This window comes from Arthrobacter sp. 18067 (genome assembly GCF_902706295.1).
Classification (GTDB): domain Bacteria; phylum Actinomycetota; class Actinomycetes; order Actinomycetales; family Micrococcaceae; genus Arthrobacter.
The window spans coordinates 1-394 of record NZ_CACSJJ010000112.1; the positions used below are offsets into that span (position 1 = coordinate 1).

Sequence of the window (394 nt, forward strand, 5' to 3'; positions counted from 1 at the left end):
TTGGTGAACAGCACGAAGTTCTGGAACCACTCGGGCGCGGTGCCGGTGTAGTGGCGCAGGCGGTGCAGCGAGTAGTCCACGCGCGGCGCGGTGAAGAGCGACAGCGGATGCGCCTCGCCCGCGCGCGGCTCCCAGGTGCCGTTGGCGATGCCGTCGTCCATGGCGGCCAGGTCGGGCAGGTCGAACACGTCGCGCATCAGCATGCGGCGCTCGGCCGTGAGCGTGCCCTCGATGTGGTCGTGCTCGGCGAACGAGAAGTGGATCGGGATCGGCTGGTTGCTGATGCCGACTTCCAGCTCGACGTTGTGGCTGGCGCGCAGCAGGCGGAACTGCTCGGCGTAGTAGCGCGCGAACAGGTCCGGCCGGGTGAGCGTGGTCTCGTAGCGCCCCGGGC

General features: G+C 69.5%; 1 protein-coding gene. It reads right to left on the reverse strand.

Features of this window, described 5'->3' with window-relative positions; translation table 11 throughout:
* On the reverse strand, positions 1-394 hold a 394-nt coding region (locus tag GVL04_RS24330; RefSeq protein ID WP_200846974.1), incomplete at both ends, for a hypothetical protein.